14 protein-coding genes are annotated in these 16,747 nt (G+C 44.3%); 10 read left to right on the top strand and 4 right to left on the bottom strand.

Annotated features, from left to right (window positions below; genetic code table 11):
- Positions 1–55 precede the first annotated feature (55 nt).
- Complete coding sequence (locus ACDJ59_RS11235; RefSeq protein WP_413408919.1) at positions 56–412, top strand: hypothetical protein; 357 nt, start codon at positions 56–58, stop codon at positions 410–412.
- A 58-nt stretch (positions 413–470) separates the two neighbouring features.
- On the opposite strand, the gene ACDJ59_RS11230 is transcribed toward ACDJ59_RS11235, so the two are convergent.
- From ACDJ59_RS11230 to ACDJ59_RS11220, 3 genes are all read right to left on the bottom strand, one after another.
- Positions 471–1,751, bottom strand: coding sequence for a glycoside hydrolase family 27 protein (locus ACDJ59_RS11230; RefSeq protein WP_413408918.1), 1,281 nt, complete (start codon positions 1,749–1,751; stop codon positions 471–473).
- Positions 1,752–1,859: 108 nt separating this feature from the next.
- A complete protein-coding gene (locus ACDJ59_RS11225) occupies positions 1,860–2,741 on the bottom strand; it encodes an AraC family transcriptional regulator (RefSeq protein ID WP_340029492.1) in 882 nt (293 codons plus the stop codon).
- A gap of 27 nt (positions 2,742–2,768) precedes the next feature.
- The gene (locus ACDJ59_RS11220) at positions 2,769–3,380 is read right to left on the bottom strand and encodes a TetR/AcrR family transcriptional regulator (RefSeq protein WP_413408917.1); all 612 of its coding nucleotides are present in this window, start codon (positions 3,378–3,380) and stop codon (positions 2,769–2,771) included.
- A gap of 138 nt (positions 3,381–3,518) precedes the next feature.
- Between ACDJ59_RS11220 and ACDJ59_RS11215 the strand changes: the two genes are divergently transcribed.
- From ACDJ59_RS11215 to ACDJ59_RS11200, 4 genes are all read left to right on the top strand, one after another.
- Complete coding sequence (locus tag ACDJ59_RS11215) at positions 3,519–4,280, top strand: alpha/beta hydrolase (protein ID WP_413408916.1); 762 nt, start codon at positions 3,519–3,521, stop codon at positions 4,278–4,280.
- A 257-nt stretch (positions 4,281–4,537) separates the two neighbouring features.
- Positions 4,538–4,972 (top strand): ribonuclease domain-containing protein, encoded by a 435-nt coding sequence (locus ACDJ59_RS11210; RefSeq protein ID WP_036615937.1) that lies wholly within the window; start codon positions 4,538–4,540, stop codon positions 4,970–4,972.
- A 14-nt stretch (positions 4,973–4,986) separates the two neighbouring features.
- Positions 4,987–5,262, top strand: coding sequence for a barstar family protein (locus ACDJ59_RS11205; protein WP_017688496.1), 276 nt, complete (start codon positions 4,987–4,989; stop codon positions 5,260–5,262).
- A 275-nt stretch (positions 5,263–5,537) separates the two neighbouring features.
- On the top strand, positions 5,538–7,232 hold the full coding sequence (locus tag ACDJ59_RS11200) for an ABC transporter substrate-binding protein (RefSeq protein ID WP_413408915.1): 1,695 nt from the start codon (positions 5,538–5,540) through the stop codon (positions 7,230–7,232).
- A gap of 116 nt (positions 7,233–7,348) precedes the next feature.
- Here ACDJ59_RS11200 and ACDJ59_RS11195 read toward each other — a convergent pair whose 3' ends face one another.
- The gene (locus ACDJ59_RS11195; protein WP_413408913.1) at positions 7,349–8,218 is read right to left on the bottom strand and encodes an AraC family transcriptional regulator; all 870 of its coding nucleotides are present in this window, start codon (positions 8,216–8,218) and stop codon (positions 7,349–7,351) included.
- A 162-nt stretch (positions 8,219–8,380) separates the two neighbouring features.
- Between ACDJ59_RS11195 and ACDJ59_RS11190 the strand changes: the two genes are divergently transcribed.
- The 5 genes from ACDJ59_RS11190 to ACDJ59_RS11170 all read left to right on the top strand — a co-directional run bounded on the left by ACDJ59_RS11190 (position 8,381) and on the right by ACDJ59_RS11170 (position 16,691).
- Positions 8,381–9,898 carry a glycoside hydrolase family 43 protein gene (locus ACDJ59_RS11190; protein ID WP_413408912.1) on the top strand — a complete coding sequence of 506 codons (1,518 nt, stop codon included), beginning with the start codon at positions 8,381–8,383 and terminating at the stop codon, positions 9,896–9,898.
- A 7-nt stretch (positions 9,899–9,905) separates the two neighbouring features.
- Positions 9,906–11,450 carry a glycoside hydrolase 43 family protein gene (locus tag ACDJ59_RS11185; protein WP_413408910.1) on the top strand — a complete coding sequence of 515 codons (1,545 nt, stop codon included), beginning with the start codon at positions 9,906–9,908 and terminating at the stop codon, positions 11,448–11,450.
- 130 nt (positions 11,451–11,580) lie between these two features.
- On the top strand, positions 11,581–13,266 hold the full coding sequence (locus ACDJ59_RS11180; protein ID WP_413409778.1) for an extracellular solute-binding protein: 1,686 nt from the start codon (positions 11,581–11,583) through the stop codon (positions 13,264–13,266).
- Between the two features lie 48 nt (positions 13,267–13,314).
- Complete coding sequence (locus ACDJ59_RS11175; RefSeq protein ID WP_413409776.1) at positions 13,315–15,081, top strand: sensor histidine kinase; 1,767 nt, start codon at positions 13,315–13,317, stop codon at positions 15,079–15,081.
- Positions 15,066–16,691: a response regulator transcription factor gene (locus ACDJ59_RS11170; RefSeq protein ID WP_413408908.1), complete on the top strand. Its 1,626-nt coding sequence runs from the start codon at positions 15,066–15,068 to the stop codon at positions 16,689–16,691. Before ACDJ59_RS11175 ends, ACDJ59_RS11170 begins: the two co-directional genes overlap by 16 nt.
- Positions 16,692–16,747: the final 56 nt, after the last annotated feature.

Below are 16,747 nucleotides of genomic sequence, written 5' to 3'. Positions count from 1 at the left end.
GTGATTTAATAGAAAGACCGATCAGACTAAGCCAAGAAAGAGAGGTCAGTACTCTATGGAAAACGTGTCACAAGAAGATCAACTGCAATCCATTAAAGCCTTTCAATCAACCATCCGCAAATCGGAAAATGCCTTAGTGAATATGACTCAGAAAAGGAATAACACAACATTGTTACAGAAACGTCTCCAAGCTTTATACATCGGCCTAGCACTGTTGGACAAGGTATGGAATCAGAAATCTCATCCCTACACGGAGGAAGATATCGCAGAAGCTCGTCTTGTCTTGATGGGATTGTTCCCATCTCTAGAGAGCATGTATGCCAATTCTAAAGAGGTTAGCCCACAAAAGACTCTTCTAGAAAGAAGGATTAAAGCATTTCATCTGGCCGTTCAAGCCATGGATACATACTGATGAAATGAGAGAGAGGTCTGTCTAATGAACGACAGACCTCTCTCTTTCTTTTGCAAGCTTAGGAAAACCGATAGAGACGCACACCGTGCGCAGGTACAGTCGTAACTAAGGAATTCTCCGTAAATTCAGTTGCTTCACCGCTCCACAATTCGGTACCTTTGGTAATGCTGGACAGTCCCACCTCATCAATGGACAGATCCACAGGTAGAGTATTCTCACCGATGTTGAATACAGCAACGTAAGAGGAGCCATCCGCATGCTGGGCAGTCCACACAATAAGATCTTCTTTGCGTAAAGCTTCTCTGGCTCCGTAACTCTCGCGATGCATTCGCAGAACCTCACGATTAGTTAGCAGGGACAGTGTCCAGTCATCGTTATCTCGCAGTTCACCACCAAAAATGAGCGGGGAACGGAAGATGCTCCACAGTGACATCATTGTCAATTGCTCGTCAGGCGTGAACCGAGTCCAGCGATCCGCTCCACCACCGTCTACAGAACGGATACCGATATGACCCAAAGGCAACATATCACAGTCTGGCCAGCAGCCTGCTTTGGGAACGCTCTGCCACGTCCGGCAGCGGTCGAACATATCCAATAACAGTGGCCAGAGGTCCCAGAAGTCGTCCGTGACACGCCACATGTTGGCATGATCAGCCAAGAATTCTGAGTATTCTACTGGAGCAGGGCCAGGAGAGAGACTTAGTACCATGGGCCGACCGGAGCGCTCAATCGCTTTGGATATCATCTCAATCTCAGGTTGATGGGTGTCATAGAGCCTTGAAGCAGCAATATCGTCAACCTTCACCAAGTCAACGCCCCATTGTGCATACAGTTCAAAAAGCGAATCGTAGTAGGCTTGTGCGCCTTCTTTTGAGCTATCAACACCATACATATCCGTATTCCAGGGACAGATGGAGTTCGGATGAGCAATATCGCGCGCAGTGGCGGTTGTTCCCAGGATCGGAGTCCCAGCATGTGCAGCTTGACGTGGGATACCGCGCATGATGTGAATGCCGAATTGCAGCCCCAGACTATGAACGTAGTCGGCTAATGGCTTAAATCCCTGTCCACCTGCAGCGGAGGGAAACCGATTCTCGGCAGGCATAAGCCGCGAATATTCATCCATGATGAGTGGAACGAACGGACGATATTGCGAAGAATTGGCCAAAGGCTCGTACCATTGAATGTCGACCGTAATATAGCTCCAGCCAAAGTCTTTAAGATGTTCTGCCATGTACTCGGCGTTGCCACGAATTTCGTCTTCCGTAACGGCTGCGCCGTAACAATCCCAGCTGTTCCAGCCAAGCGGTGGAGTTGATGCTGCAAGTGTATGATTCATGGGAATGCTCCTTTATGGATTAATTATTGCTCTCGCTCAATTCATCATAATAAAGGATTTTATTAATATCTACAGTAATGTTGAGTGTGGAACAGCAAAATATTGCGGTTAATCGAAGAACAATTTACGGTACACAAGGCTTTCTCCGCCACTGCGAAATTCACCTGGCGTAACGCCGGTTATGCTGCGAAAGGCTTTGATAAAATAACTTCCGCTGGAATACCCGACTTGCTCGGCGATGACTTCAATGCTAAGAGAAGTTCCGCGCAGCAGTTCCATTGCTTTCTCGGTACGTACACGGGTTAGATAAGCACCAGGCGTCAAGCCCGTACTGGAGGAAAAGCGACGTATAAAGTGATATTTGGAAAGGGAAACATGCTCCGCTAGGTGATCGATACTGATCATCTTGGAGTAGTTGTTTTCTATGTATTCAACGGCTATTTGAATGTTTTCAGACCAATTCTCCCTGTTGCGCAATGTTGTTTTCTGTAATCGCGTTAATTCTGTCATGAACTGATATACGCTGGATGATGCGATCAGAGGATCAGTGATTCTGCCTGCTGCGGCATCAGTTACGATCATCCGCAACAGACGGATGGGTGTACAATCAGCGGGAAGATAGGGAACTTCTCCCGCTTCACGAAGAAATTTTCTCCAATGGGACAGAATAAGAGTAGGCCTGAACAGCAGGAACAGAAACTCCCAAGGTTCTTTTGATGCTGAATGGTAGTAATAGCGATGTGGCCCTGGAATTTCTGCCAAAAAAGCTTGTCCTGCGGTAACATGATGAATGCGATTATTCGACTCAAATACACCTTCACCCGAGATTGTATATTGGAATAACAGGAGAGGCCCGTCCGAACGTTCGAGTCCATCCCAATGATAAGAAGGATCGGTTATTGAATCACATCCAGCCGCATACAGTACACACAGTTGGAGCTCCTTGTCTTCCGCGAATCGAAACCCATAGGTTCCTCTAGGGATATTCATGTCAGCTCTCCTTGTTGCCCTAAATTTTTACTGCGCTCCGCGAATGAAAATATCTACTAGCTTCTGGCCTAGCGAAAAGTTGGAACCATATTTATGCAGGTTATCTTCCCGATTACCCATTAACATCAATGTCGAGAAGGTCTCTGCCAGGAAAAACGGATCGTCTGTCCGCAGTCTGTTTTCATCCATTGCCCGTTGGAAATGGGAGGCTAACACTTCATGAATCTGATGCTCCGCGTTGCGTATATCCTGAATTTGAGCTGGCTCAAGAAAAGGCTCAGCTTCCCTGAGCATGGTTTCAATCTCCGCATGTGGATTTCCCAGTCTGGCCTCTGCCAGACGAACAAGCCCCGACTCCAGATTCTCGGCTTGATCAAGGATATGCGAGGTTAACCGGCTCACATTCTGTAACATCGTTGTAAAGGCAACTTTAAAAAGCTCTGGTTTGCTGGTGAAATGATAATAAATGGTTGGTTTTGACACGCTACATGTTTTGCCAATTTGCTGAAGCGTGACCGTTTCGTAGCCAAACTCCATGAATAACTGTGAAGCAGTTTGAATAATGGTTTGCTGAATTGAGATATCGTCGTTGCCATGTTTGGGTCTTCCAGGCAATCGTTTGGGTGATTTTTCTGTCATTGGACTTCCCTCCATGAATATTTTATGACAAATAACGATAGTAAGCAAAATCATCTTGTAATTATACTTACCGGTAAGTATAATTATGAAGAGTTAAAAAAGGCATATCATTATCCTCATACTAAGGTGGTTTTAAGGTTGAAAACAGCAGAACGTACTAACAAATGGAAAAAAATAATCATGTGGACCATCTTGTCCATCGTTATCATCGTGGCCGGCGTTTACGTATATCTTAATTCGGTTACGTATAGTCCTTCTGAGCGAGCTGAAACGGCGATGACAAGTGATGCTCAGGTTAATGTCGCCAAGATTAAGGACGGTTACCGATTTGAACCCGTGGGTACAGAGATAACCAAACCGAATATTATTTTTTATCCAGGTGGTCTGGTTGAACCTGAAAGTTATTCTCCACTTGCCAGAGAAATGGCAGAACAGGGTCACCGCGTATATATCGCGAACATGCCAATAAACTTGGCGATTTTCGGTCAAAACAAGGCTGAATCCTTTATCGAGGAACATCCTGACGAAGCGTTTGTTATTGGTGGCCATTCTTTGGGAGGGTCATTTGCATCACGGTATGCTGCGGAGCACAATGAGAAGTTGGAAGGCGTCTTTTTCTTGGCTTCTTATGCAGATGAAGGAGGGAGCGTAAAGAATACGGACTTGTCTATCTTACAGATTACAGGCTCGGATGACGGAGTGCTTAACTGGGAAGACTGGGAGAACTCCAAAGCAAATCTTCCGGAAGACACGACATATGTGAGTATTGAGGGTGGAAATCACGGTCAATTTGGCTCGTACGGCATGCAAAAAGGAGATAATCAACCTGTAATTACGGAAGAAAAGCAATTGGAAGAGGTAGTTATAGCCCTAGAGAACTGGATGGGCAAATTAAAATAATGTATTAAATGAATGTGTTGAATGGTAATGATCGTGGTACGATTAAAGTCGCTATTTTAGCGGCTTTTTTTGTTGTAGAATAAAAATAATGCTTCAATGGAGCAAGGCAACAACTTTAATTGATTGAATTTCAACTCCATAATAGGCTTACAGAATTGCTTTAATTACCACAAATCGTTAACATTAGAAGCATTGTCATCGAAATAGCACCAAAACGGAAGACAGCAAGAGCAAGAACATCAAAAGGAGAAAAGATTATGTTTTTCAGAAAATTTGCTTACACGTTAGTGATTATCCTCGCTGCATTATTGTTCTCAGGTTGTACGTCAGAGTCTTTGCGTGATCTCGGATCACCTCAAGTTTCGGAGGATATGGGATTTGATGAGGTTGCCGACTATATCTCGGAGCACAATGAACTCCCACCAAATTATATTACCAAGAAAGAGGCAAGAGATCTGGGATGGGAACCAAGCGAAGGTAACCTGCGAGAAGTCGCTCCAGGCAAAAGCATCGGCGGCGACGTATTCAGGAACCGGGAAGGATTACTCCCCAACAAAAAAGGCCGGATCTGGTACGAAGCCGATATAAATTACTCAGGAGGACGGCGCGGAAGCGACCGAATTCTATACTCGAATGACGGTCTAATCTACCAGACGACAGATCATTATAAGTCATTTGAACAGTTAAAATAAACGGAGGAAATGATATGAGCATCATTCAGATTAACGGAAACGACTTTCACAGCAAGGAAGAGCTTCATCAAATTTTGCAGAACCAGCTTGAGTTAGACGAGAGCTATGGAGGCAATTTGGACGCTCTATGGGATGTCTTGACTGGGGCTGTAAGCATGCCGCTTACTGTTCAATGGATTGGTTTTGAGAAAAGCAAAGAGATTCTTGGAGATTACGCTGACCAAGTCATGGAATTATTACGTGATGTGGAAGGGGAGATCCAAGGATTTACGTTGGAATTATATTATTGAAAAGCAGCTTTGGCTTTATGAGGCGATGGGCAACCATCGCTTTTTTGGTCTTCACATTTTTACTGAGACTTATGTCTAGATCATGCTATTTTCATGGCTTAATAATCAAGGTTGGGGTTAGTAGACTTCCTTATACTTTAAACATGGAATAGGGTAGGCAGGATTGTAATCGTTTACTGACGGTTGAATATGTAAGCGTATACTATTTCAAAGTGTACCATCGTAATGTCTGGATTGGTTATTACGACTAACACCATTTAGGGGGCAGAAAAATAATGAGAGTCATTTCAAAAATGCTAGGAGCATGTCTCGTAACAAGTGTTGTGTTAGTTTCCGCCGGTTGCGGAAACGCTGGAGAGAATTCCGAATCAAATACGAGTGACCCCAACAGCCCGATCACATTTACCTTCTTCGGCGCAGATGCAAGTCCCAACTGGAACAAAATGCAGGATGCGGTAGGGAAGAAAATTACGGAAGAAACCGGTGTAAGTATTGATGCAGAATTCGATATTTCGAGCGGAGGCGGAAACGACCGCATTTCCCTGATGGCTGCAAGCGGCGATTATCCGGATTTGATTTTCCCCAAAGGTAACTTGACCAGACTCGTTGATGCCGGGGCAATGATTGATCTGACGGATCTGATCGAAGAACACGCCCCCAACTTGAAAAAGATCTACGGTGAGCATTTCAATCGGTTGAAATACAGCAATGACGATCCTTCGATCTATTGGATTCCAACGAATGGTGCGATCGATCAGGTGAGCTTCGATGCCACGAATGGTACCGCCATTCAACATCGTGTAGTCAAGGAACTCGGGTATCCTGAGATCAAAACCTTAAACGATTTCGAAAATGTGCTACGTGAATATTACGAGAAACATCCGACCACAGATGATGGCCAACCCACAATTCCGCTGACGCTTAGTGCAGATGGATGGCGGCGAATGATCACTGTTACTGATCCCGCTGTCATGTCTACTGGAGGACCTGGAGATGGTGAATATTTCATCAATCCGGACACCTACGAAGCCGTTCTGCATTACAAACGTCCCGAGGAGAAGGAATATTTCCGGTGGTTGAACAAGATGTACAATGAAGGCTTGCTGGACAAGGACAGTTTTGTTCAGAAGGATGACCAGTATAAGTCCAAAATCGCCAGTGGTCGCGTGTTATCCTTGCTTGATCCAAGCTGGGGATTCAGTGATGCGGAAAATGCTTTGAAAAGCGCAGGAAAAGACGACATGACCTACGGATTCTATCCGGTCACGCTAGATGACAACTTTCAGCGTAAAGATTTCCAGAATATTGGCTTTGACGGTTATGGCATTGGCATAACAGTCGATTGTGAAGATCCTGTCCGTGCCATCAAATTTTTGGATTGGATGTCTTCTGAAGAAGGGCAAGTACTGAGAAACTGGGGCGTTGAAGGCGAGCAATATAATGTGGAAGACGGTGTTCGCACCATCCCGGCCGATGTACAGGAACGTAAAAACAAAGACAATAACACATTTACCAAAGAAACCGGAGTAGGCTTGTATTACATTTTTGGTGCTCACTACGGGGATGGCGTCAAAGATTCAACGGATAACTACTATACAACGAATTATCCTGAACAGATTCAGCAAAGTTATTCTGATGAGGAGAAAGAAGCTTTGAAAGGCTATGGCATCACCACATGGAAGGATTTGTTCCCTTCCGAAGAGAAGTTTCCCGTGAAAGAGTGGGGCGCTGCTTACAATATGCCGATTCCTTCGGATAGCGTGGATTATAACGTTGTGTACCAGAAAACGCAGGATATTATTCAGAAACGGATCGCCGAAGCGATTACATCCTCTCCGAGTGCCTTTGAAGACATATACGACAATATGATTACCGAACTTGATAATGCAGGTGCAGTAGCCATGGAACAGCAGTATACGGAGTGGATTAAAGATCGCGTTCGATTGTGGACGGGTAAAGAGATCAATTAACTGGCGTATAATCACAATAAAATTGTTTGCAGATCCGAAGTATATCAAGAACTTAAAGAACATCGAGCCATGCAGGATGGCTCGATGTTTTCAGTTTACATTGAATGAGCTCATCATTATCTTGGCAGTGCTTCAATTACATCACGTCTTTGTTTGATATATCTACCGGGGGAGATGCCGACCATTTTGGTAAAACTGCGAATGAAATTGGCATAGTCACTAAAGCCCGATTGAAAGCATGCATCCGTAATACTCATTCCTTCTGACAGGTGGAATTTGGCCCGTTCAATACGACGACCCAAAATGTAGGAACGGATGGTCAATCCAGTATGCTTTTTGAACTGGCGGCTGATATAAGTACTGTTCATGTAGAACACTTCGGCAAGTTTGCGAAGTGTAATGTCTTGATTTAGATGTGTTTCAATATAATCCATGGTTTCACGAACTAGTTCAGGCATAATGTCATTGGGAACAAAGGAATTGTTATGAAACCAGACGTTAATCATGACCAACAATTGGGCTACGGCTGCATTTATTTTGATATCGGTGCCATAAGCATCGGAAGCAAGCAATCCTTCCAGTTCTTTCGTACATTGCAGCATCTGCTTCAAGTTATAGTCGTCTAAATGTACGATGTTGCCTGTTCCTTTGGGGCGATGATCAAAACATGACGATAGATTGGTTGATGGTGTGGAAAGTTGAAAAAGATATGTTTTTTTGAGGTTGATTGTAATTCGCTCATACTCAGATTCATCCAGAATAAAGGCTCGGTGCATCTCCTCAGGTGACATCACAAGCAGATCACCAGGCTGTACCTGGTAACATCGATTTTCTACATAAAAGTGAACGTTGCCACGAAGAAACAGGTAGATCTCGTATGCATTATGGCGATGATAGATCGTTTCCAGCTTATACGTCGTTACGCTGTGTAGATATAAGAGCTCAGGCTGGATGGGATCATAAAAACACTCAGAGGATCCACTCATGAAGTACCTCCCGTCATTTCACGCAATAAATAGAGCGGTTAACGCAATGAAATTGTACTCAGCTTACCTTAAAATGTAATCATCCTATCATGATACCTTTTGTATTGCAAACGCTTTCTTGTAAAAAGAACAACTAAAAACGATTATAGGGGGATTCTTTTGATGAATCATCATTCTACACCACAAGCTGGTGAGCAAAAGCAAGATCAAGCTGCCAATCTGGAGCGTATTCCAGGGGAGATTGGAAAGCTTCGTCCCAACGGTAATCCTCTGGTGGCCCACAAATTTGGAGCCGATCCCTATGCTTTAGTATTTAACAATCGAGTCTACTTATATATGACTAGTGATAAGCTGGAATATGATAAGGACGGTCTTCCTCAGAAAAACAGCTACAGTTCAATCAACCGGATTACGGTCATTTCTTCGGATGACTTAATCAACTGGACCGATCATGGAGAGATCAGAGTTGCTGGACCTCAAGGCGCTGCAACATGGGCTTCGCAATCCTGGGCCCCGGCAGCTGCTCATCGAATCTTGGATGGAAAGGACTGTTTCTTTCTTTATTTCGCCAACAATGCCAGTGGAATAGGTGTACTGTCTGCACCCACACCTATAGGTCCATGGATAGACCCTATAGGAAAAGCACTTATTACAAGAGAGACTCCGGGAGTGGAGGAAGTAACCTGGTTATTCGATCCGGCTGTCACTGTAGATGATAATCATCAAGCCTACCTTTACTTTGGTGGTGGTATTCCACACGGAAAAGCAGAAAAACCGGATACGGCAAGAGTTATGCGATTGGGAGACGATATGATCAGCGTTGTTGGCAAAGCGAAGGTTATTCAGGCACCTTATATGTTTGAAAGTTCAGGGATACATAAATATAATAATAGTTACTACTATACGTATTGTTCCAATTTTGTTGAGGGGGATCGGCCAGAGGGCAGCCCACCACCTGGTGAAATTGCATATATGACCAGCGTTCAACCAATGGGGCCATGGACATATCAAGGCACGCTACTCCAGAATCCTGGACACTTCTTTGACATTGGCGGCAACAACCACCACGCTATATTTCAACTGGCAGATCAGTGGTACATTGCCTATCATGCCCAAACATTATGCCAAGCCATGAACATCCCCGAAGGTTACCGTTCAACGCATCTGAATCGAGTCGAACATGATGAGGCCACGGGTAAGATCAAGAAGGTACATGCAGATTATCAGGGCGTAGATCAAATCAAGTGCTTCGATCCCTATCAACATGTAAGCGGTTCGACGATTGGATGGAGTAGCGGAGTATCAACAGAGCAATATCTTGACTCTGGTGAGCTGTCTTCATCAGATTCGAATATAATTTCCGCTAAGCTGCAAAATGACAGCTGGATAGCTATATCCAAGGTCGACTTTGAAAGTGAAGGACCCACAACCTTCACAGCCACGATTGCGAATCAAGGAACCGAAGGTACGTTGGAACTTCGACTTGATCGTGCAGACGGACTGTTAATTGGAGAAATCATTGTTCCGCCTGCAACCGGATCTCTTCAATGGATGGAACTAACAACGAATGTTACGGGTGCAACAGGTGTGCAAGACTTGTATATTAAGTTTAAAAGTTCAACAGACAGCTCAACCATCCTTTTAAGAGAATGGAAGTTTAACAGAAAAAATGAGGTGTAATGAAAGCATGTATCCGAATCCGATTATTTGGGCCGATTACCCGGATCTTGACGTTATTCGTGTAGATGACACATATTATATGGTCAGTACAACCATGCATATGATGCCGGGATGTGTCATCCTGCGTTCATATGACCTGATCCATTGGGAAGTAGCCACATATGTATACGACACATTGGACGATACACCTGCACAACGTCTGGTGGATGGTCATCACGTTTATAGTAAAGGCATGTGGGCTGCATCACTCCGCTATCATCAAGGGATGTTCTATGTGATCTTTGTTGCGAATGATACCCGTAAGACATACTTGTATACGTCGACCTCCATCTCGGGAGTGTGGAAGAAGCAGATTGTGGAAGGGTTTTACCATGATTGCTCCTTATTTTTTGACGATGATGAACGAGCATATCTCGTGTACGGTAATACCGAGATATATCTGACCGAATTAAGCTCTGATCTGTCCGGGCCCAAACCTGGTGGAGTGCATCGCTTGATTGTAAAAGACAAGCAGCCTCATCACCTTGGTTATGAAGGAGCACATTTTTACAAGATCAATGGTAAATATATTGTGTTCCTGATTCATATAACAAAAGCTTCTGGACGGAGAACACAGGCGTTTTATATGGCAGACTCTCTGGAAGATGTCTTCACGGGTGGAGAAGTATTCAATGACGATATGGATTATTTCAATTCAGGTGTTGCTCAGGGCGGTATCGTGGATACGCCGGATGGAGACTGGTATGCAATGCTGTTTCAGGATCATGGGGCTGTTGGCCGGGTTCCTGTTTTGGTTCCGCTACACTTTGATCAAGGTAAACCGATCTTTGCAAGCAAAGCTCCGAAGCAGATTGATATCCCGAGCACGAGACCAGAGCACCGTTATAACCCGTTAGTGGGTAGCGACAGTTTCAATTATGAACCCGAGGAAGATGGAAGCATCCGCCTCCGTGATTTTTGGCAATGGAATCATACACCTAATCATGAACTCTGGTCTGTTACAGAGAAATCGGGGGTGTATCGTGTTCGAACGGGACAGATCAGCCCAAATCTGACGTTTGCGGTAAACACACTAACCCAGCGTTCAATGGGGCCCGCTTGCGAAGCAATAGTTACGCTTGACGGCAGTCGTCTGAATGATGGGGATTATGCCGGATTGTGCTTTCTGATCGGTTCGTACGGTATGATCGCTCTTACGAAGCAGGATAACAAGTTTTACTTGGTCATGCATGCCAGAGATAGTGAAGATTCCACCATATTTGGCAACCTGATCGACCAGAAGCCAGCCACTGAACATGAACGTATCCCGGTATCAGATCCAGTAGTTAAACTAAAGGCATTCGGGAATTTTGAGAACAATCTGGATGAGTGCTCTTTTGCCTATTTCGATGGAACTGAATGGAGAGATATAGGGATTGTCCACAAAATGATATATAAACTGGATCATTTTATGGGTTGTCGAACGGGGTTGTTTGTATATTCAACGGAAATAGCTGGAGGAACAGCTGACTTTTCGAATTTTGAATATCGCGTGATTAATCCTGTTGAGTAACAATAAAAATACGAAAAGCCGCCCAACGGCGGCTTTTCGTATTCAATGAGTACAAGTTGTTGTACAATGATATGGATTAAAGTTGACAGAGAGAAGAGAGTTGTTCAAACCGAACTGGGGGCATGTCGTCATGTATAAGAGATGTCTGGACATAACAAGATGGACCTTCATTCTGTTCCTTGCTGTATCCATACCAGCAGGTCATACCGAAGGTAATACCAAACAACATCATCCGCAGCAAGATGGGCAGCAGATTCAACTTCCCGCTACGTTTGAGAGGTATTCTCCTCCCATCGTGGTCTCTTTTGTCAGGGAAACTGGAGATGACCTTGAGCGCATGATTAGTCAGTTACCTGGTGAGACGATACTGGATAATCGCTGGACTCGTTTGTACGAGAAAGAGCTAGGTATTCAAATTCACTATGACTGGACTGCTAAGGGAGATGTATACAATCAGAAGTTGGGTGTATCCCTTGCTGCAGGACGTTTTCCAGATGTGGTGAAAGTTAATCCATATCAACTTAGACAACTGAGCAACGCTGGAATGATCGAAGATTTAACCCATGTATACCAAGAGTATGCTTCCCCACTTACAAAGAGTATATTGGAGGCGGAGGGAAGAGGCGCATTTGATGCGGCAACCATTGATGGCAAACTCATGGCTATTCCCGAATCATCTTCCTCCATTGAGACAGCGCAGTACCTGTGGATTAGAACCGATTGGTTGGAGCAACTGGGGCTACGGCCGCCTGAAACGATGGAAGAGCTTCTTCAGGTTTCGAAAGCGTTTACAGAGGAGGACCCCGACGGGAACGGAGAGCATGATACGTACGGACTTGCGCTAACGAACCATCTATGGGATCCAGTTATGGGAGCTGCAGGGTTCATGTCCGGCTACGGTGCCTACCCTAATATATGGGTTAAAGATGCAGAAGGAAACCTCACTTATGGAGGTATACAGCCTGAAGTTCGGGAGGCTCTGAAAGTACTGCAAACGTTGTATCGTGAAGGCCAACTTGATCCGGATTTTGGTTATAAAAGTGGAAACAAGGCGTTTCGTCTAGTTCAAGATGGAAAAATAGGGATGCTTTACGGCGAACAGTGGACATCCTTTATGCTTCAGAGCACCCGTGATAAAGATACAGATATAGATGTAGAATGGCAGGCATATCCCATTGTTGCCAAGTCGGACCGGAGCCTGTTCGTACCGCTACGTTCCAACACTGGGCAATACTTTGCTGTAAAAAAGGGCTTCTCTAATCCGGAAGTTGTTGTAAAGCTCATGAATCTGCATCTGGACATCAACTGGGGGGATCAGGCACAGTATGAAACATACTACAATGACGACTCCCGAGCTGTGTGGATGCTTTCACCGGTAACTCCTTTTCCCGGTAATAAAAATATAGATGCATACAAACAAATTCGTGATGCCAGAAGTACAGGAGACTTCTCGGCTCTGCAGAATGAAGCTCTCGCCATTCACAAACGCATTGTGGCCTATGAATTGGAAAATGTAGAGAGCGGCTGGGGCTGGAAACAAACCTATGGGCCGTCGGGTGCTTTTAGCATTGCAGATTCTTACGAGAAGAACGGCCAACTTCTCTATGATCAATTCACGGGCGGAATTACGGACACGATGGTTGATCGACAAATTATTCTTCGGGATCTTCAGCTTGAAGCCTATATGAACATTATTCTAGGCAGGTCGATAGATGAGTTTGATCAATTCGTTGAGAACTGGCGCAAGCTGGGGGGAGATCAGATCACATCGGAGGTTAACGCGTGGTTTCGCGCCAGCAAGCCAAAGGAGCGCTAATGTTCACTTTATTCATACAAGGAACCCACTCAGCCTTTGGCATTGGAGGTGAATGTATTGATCAAGATCCCTGCTAAATCATGGTTTAACAGTATATTTGCGCGATTAATAATCACCTATCTGGTATTTGTAATCCCCCTTATTCTTCTTGGCGTGTATCTGTATCATTGGAGTTATGACAATGCAAGCCAGGAAATATCGTTGTCAACGGAGAGACGGTTGAACCAATATGTGGTGGAATTGAATAGAGAGATAGAATGGATGGAATTACAGCAGTTTGATATCGTTGAGGATCGAAAACTCAATCGTCTGGCCATTCTCTGGGACATGATGGATCAGGTTGAGCGGCGTGATACATTAAATTACCTGACTGAACGACTCGCTTCATTCAAAAATAGCACTGCTTATATCAAAAATGTTCATGTACATATCCCTTCTGTTGGCAAGAGTATATCCGCGATCCAAGGCATCGATGATTTCGATAAAAGTTCATATCTATACTTCAGTTCAGGCATGCAAGGAAAAGGTACACGTTTCACTGTGAAAGAGGACGCCTTGAACTTAAGTGCCGTCAGGTTGACAGGCACGAGAGGAGAACCCCCGCTTTTTGTCATTCAGGTGGAGCTGGATACATACCATTTTCAGAATGAACTCACACGGCTTAATTTGTACCCGGAGAGTTCAACGTTTCTGATTGAGGACAAAACGGGGCATGCCATCACAGATAAACATCAAGCTAGTGTTATTCTCGCGAATTACCGTGAGCACAGTGTAAAGGGTACACTTGATGGCTTTCGGATGAAGGTGGGGGACACCATGTACCATGTTAGTCAGTTGCATGTGGACTCCCTAGGCTTATCCGTAGCCACATATCTACCGGAGGCAATTGTTACGAAGCCACTTAGCAAGTTCTATCATTGGGCTTGGCTGTTTGCAATTACATCATTTGTTGCCATCTCGGCGTATCTCTATTCAAGTTACAAGTTGATTCATATCCCGTTACTGTTGTTGGTGAAAAGATTCAAAAAAATGGAGGGAGGCATGCTTGATGTCCCCATTGCGCATAACCGAAAGGATGAATTTGGCTTCCTCTACACCCGTTTCAATCTAATGATTGAAAATCTTCAATCCCTTATCGACCGTGATTTCAAGAAAACACTGATGATGCAGCGGGCCGAGTTGAAACAGCTTCAATCGCAGATTAATCCTCATTTTCTGTATAATAGTTTCTTTATTCTGAATTCACTGGCAAGGACAGGAGAAACCGAACGTATTGAGCAATTCACGAACATGCTTGGAGAGTATTTCAGGTTCATTACCCGGAATGAAACAGATCATGTGAAGTTGAAAGTGGAAGTTGAGCATTCACGAATCTATACAGAGATTCAACAATTACGATTCTCCAGACGAATCAAAGTTGATTTTGGGTCATTACCTGCTGAGATGGAACATATTAAAGTTCCCAGACTCATTATTCAACCCATTATTGAGAATGCCTACGAACACAGCCTTGAAAAGAATACGGATTCCGGTCTTCTAATTATTGGGTTTAATATGGAAGGTTCATATGCCGAGATCACCGTAGAGGATAATGGAAATGAGTTGGAAGAGCAACACATTCAAACTCTTCAACAACGTTTTCATAAGGACGGAGGTACAGACGAAATGACCGCGTTAATCAATATTCATCGACGTCTGGTCCTGACGTATGGAGAAGGAAGTGGCCTTTTCCTATCCAGAAGTGAACTGCAAGGGTTAAAAGTCACAATTCGAATCCAGTGGAAAGAGGGAGAAAACGAATGTATCGACTTTTGATTGTAGATGACGAGGAGATTATTACGGATAGTCTCTATGAAACGTTCGCCAGACATATACCCGAACAGCTTGATGTATGTAAGGCCTACTCTGCAACAGAAGCATTGTCCTGGATGCAACGTTCGAGAATTGACATTGTTCTAACGGACATCCGTATGCCGGGCATGAGTGGGTTGGAACTGACAGAGCGGATTCAAGCCAGTTGGCCGAATTGTCGCGTCATTTTTCTGACAGGACATAGCGATTTTGATTATGCATATCAAGCTTTTCAGATGGCTAATGTGCGTTACTTGCTCAAAACGGAAGGTTATGACAAGGTGATGTCGGTTGTAGAAGATGTGATGGAAGAGATCCGGCGAAGTCACAGCATGGTTGAGTTGTTGGAACATTCTCATAAAGTTAATTCGCAGCTTGCACTGATTCAGCAAAAAGAGTATTTGCGGAAGTTACTTCAAGATTGTACAGCGGTTATAGATTCTACTATGGATATGCAGGACGAATTATTCAAACGAGATATAAGATTACAGATCAACTCGCCTGTTTATCTCATACTGGGTCGGTTCAATAATCCGCCAGAAAAAGGTTCGGACCTCACACAAGTTCAGGAATCTGTTCGCATTATCGGCTCCTCTCTGATGAATGAGCGTACAGTGTGCACAAGTGTAACGGACCATTATGGGGATACGATCTGGCTGCTTCAGCCGAAGCAGGAGGAAGAGATGACAAATGATAAACTTGTGCGGTTTCTAGAAGGTACACTGGAACTGGTACAGGAAGCATGCATGGTATCACTCGGCGTATCCATTGCTTTTTCATTAAGTAGTCGCAGCTGCAATTGGTCCGAGTTAACCAAACAATATGAACGTCTGAGATTACTCCAGTGGATGAAAATTGGGGATGGTGTATCCATGGTACTCACGGATCATCGCAATGAGCTCTCATCTGATGTACCCAAAGAATCCATGCGGATCTCAAACCGGATCGAGATTATGTCAGGATATTTGGAAACGGGACGAATTCAGCCATTTTACGATATATTTGAGGAGCTTGCAGGAGAACTGCTGCAACAGGATATTACGATGGAACGCGCTATGGAGACATACTACAATCTGGCCTTATTATTGCATTCAACGATCAATCGTTGGGGTCTTCAACAGAAAATCCCGGATCAACGAAGCTTGCTGCACTTAGGGGAGTATACATGCATGAAGGATGCAGTACAATTTCTATATCGTGCTGCCGATGAATTAGTACGCTACAAAAGATCAAATGAACAGGAACGCGCTAACGTTGTCATTCATTCTTTATGTAGTTACGTCAAGGAGAACCTGGAGAAAGATCTTTCTCTGGTGAGACTGGCAGAACTTCATCATTTTAATCCATCCTATCTGTCGCGATTCTTTAAGCAGGAAATGGGAATAAACGTGTCAGAGTTCATTGACGACTGCCGAATACGGAAAGCCAAAGAATTGCTTCAGAACACAAATCTTATGGTGCGTGAGGTCGCACTTCAAGTGGGGTACGAGGCTGCACATTCGTTTACCCGACTTTTTAAGAAAATAACGGGAATGACTCCCCAAGAATACCGGGAATCCCTTTTGGTACGTTAATGGTGAAACCTTTGGATGACCAAACCCAAACAACCACAAAAAAACGCAGGAAGAAG

Source organism: Paenibacillus amylolyticus (genome assembly GCF_047302515.1).
GTDB lineage: Bacteria > Bacillota > Bacilli > Paenibacillales > Paenibacillaceae > Paenibacillus > Paenibacillus amylolyticus_G.
This window is presented reverse-complemented; position numbering and strand designations above follow the sequence as displayed.

What these genes read in the sequence shown, in the direction of transcription:
- ACDJ59_RS11235 (WP_413408919.1), top strand. Translation starts at nt 56, where the DNA reads ATGGAAAACGTGTCACAAGAAGATCAACTGCAATCCATTAAAGCCTTT.
- ACDJ59_RS11230 (WP_413408918.1), bottom strand. Translation starts at nt 1,751, where the DNA reads ATGAATCATACACTTGCAGCATCAACTCCACCGCTTGGCTGGAACAGC.
- ACDJ59_RS11225 (WP_340029492.1), bottom strand. Translation starts at nt 2,741, where the DNA reads ATGAATATCCCTAGAGGAACCTATGGGTTTCGATTCGCGGAAGACAAG.
- ACDJ59_RS11220 (WP_413408917.1), bottom strand. Translation starts at nt 3,380, where the DNA reads ATGACAGAAAAATCACCCAAACGATTGCCTGGAAGACCCAAACATGGC.
- ACDJ59_RS11210 (WP_036615937.1), top strand. Translation starts at nt 4,538, where the DNA reads ATGTTTTTCAGAAAATTTGCTTACACGTTAGTGATTATCCTCGCTGCA.
- ACDJ59_RS11205 (WP_017688496.1), top strand. Translation starts at nt 4,987, where the DNA reads ATGAGCATCATTCAGATTAACGGAAACGACTTTCACAGCAAGGAAGAG.
- ACDJ59_RS11200 (WP_413408915.1), top strand. Translation starts at nt 5,538, where the DNA reads ATGAGAGTCATTTCAAAAATGCTAGGAGCATGTCTCGTAACAAGTGTT.
- ACDJ59_RS11195 (WP_413408913.1), bottom strand. Translation starts at nt 8,218, where the DNA reads ATGAGTGGATCCTCTGAGTGTTTTTATGATCCCATCCAGCCTGAGCTC.
- ACDJ59_RS11190 (WP_413408912.1), top strand. Translation starts at nt 8,381, where the DNA reads ATGAATCATCATTCTACACCACAAGCTGGTGAGCAAAAGCAAGATCAA.
- ACDJ59_RS11185 (WP_413408910.1), top strand. Translation starts at nt 9,906, where the DNA reads ATGTATCCGAATCCGATTATTTGGGCCGATTACCCGGATCTTGACGTT.
- ACDJ59_RS11180 (WP_413409778.1), top strand. Translation starts at nt 11,581, where the DNA reads ATGTATAAGAGATGTCTGGACATAACAAGATGGACCTTCATTCTGTTC.
- ACDJ59_RS11170 (WP_413408908.1), top strand. Translation starts at nt 15,066, where the DNA reads ATGTATCGACTTTTGATTGTAGATGACGAGGAGATTATTACGGATAGT.